The sequence below is a fragment of the Mycobacterium talmoniae genome (genome assembly GCF_001854525.1).
GTDB lineage: Bacteria > Actinomycetota > Actinomycetes > Mycobacteriales > Mycobacteriaceae > Mycobacterium > Mycobacterium talmoniae.
In genome coordinates, this window is sequence record NZ_MLQM01000342.1 from 1 (window position 1) to 1,232 (window position 1,232).

The window sequence follows — 1,232 nt, forward strand, 5'->3', positions numbered from 1 at the left end:
CGCCGGACCTGCTGCCGGCCTCGGAAACTTTGCTGCCGATCCCGGATGCGCTGGCGAAAACGCTGCCGGCCGGGTTGCCGCGGGGCACGGTGGCGGTGGTCTCCGGGGCCCGGTCGCTGCCGCTGAGCCTGGTGGCCGCGGTGACGGCCGCCGGCGGCAACGCGGCCATCGTCGGCCAACCGAACCTCGGGCTGCTGGCCGCCGCGGAGATGGGCGCGGATCTGAGCCGACTCGCGGTGATCGCCGATCCCGGCAGCGATCCGGTGGAGATCGCCGCGGTGCTCGCCGACGGCATGGATCTGGTGGTGCTGGGCCTGGGTGGGCGCACGGTGCCGTTGACCCGAGCCCGGGCGGTGATGTCCCGGGCCCGCCACCGTGGCTGCACCCTGCTGGTCACCGACGGCGACTGGCAAGGGGCGTCGCTGCGGTTACAGGCCCGGGTCTGCGGCTATGAGACCACGCCCGGCGCCGTTCCCGGGTCGGGGCGAATCGGCAAGGTGCGGTTGGCGGTTCGCGCGGGCGGGCGGGCGATCGGCCGGATCGTGAACGAGTGAGTGCGGTGTCCTCCCGGGTGCTGGCGATCTGGTGCATGGACTGGCCGGCGGTCGCGGCGGCGGCAGCGGCGGGTCTGTCGGCCACGGCCCCGGTCGCGGTCACCCTGGCCAACCGGGTAATCGCCTGCTCGTCGACGGCCCGGGCCGCCGGGGTGCGGCGCGGTTTGCGCCGTCGCGAGGCACAGGCTCGCTGCCCGCAGCTATATGTGGTGACCGCGGACGCCGACCGCGACGCCCGCTGCTTCGCACCGGTGATCGCGGCGGTGGACGAGGTGGTGCCCCGCGCCGAGGTGCTGCGGGCCGGGCTGCTGGTGGTGGCGGTGCGCGGGGCGGCCCGGTTCTTCGGCTCCGAACAGGCGGCGGCCGAGCGGTTGGTCGATGCGGTGGCCGCCGCGGGTGCCGAATGTCAGGTCGGGATCGCCGACCGGTTGTCCACCGCGGTGTTCGCTGCGCGCGCCGGCGCCGTGGTGGAGCCGGGCGGTGATGCCCGGTTTTTGGCGGGGCTGTCGATCCGGCAACTCGCCGCCGAACCGGCCCTGTCCGGGCCGGGACGCGACGAGCTGGCGGATCTGCTGTGGCGGATGGGGATTCGCAGTATCGGCCAGTTCGCTGCGCTGTCGGCCACCGACGTGGCCTCCCGGTTCGGCGCCGACGCGGTGACCGCGCACCGGTTCGCCC

Annotated in this window: 2 protein-coding genes; both read left to right on the forward strand. The window is 74.9% G+C overall.

Annotated elements, in window-relative coordinates; all coding sequences use genetic code 11:
- The coding region (locus BKN37_RS27205) for a hypothetical protein (RefSeq protein WP_071030420.1) at nt 1-554 on the forward strand (554 nt) is incomplete at its 5' end.
- A 35-nt stretch (nt 555-589) separates the two neighbouring features.
- On the forward strand, nt 590-1,232 hold a 643-nt coding region (locus BKN37_RS27210; protein ID WP_131823731.1), incomplete at its 3' end, for a DNA polymerase Y family protein.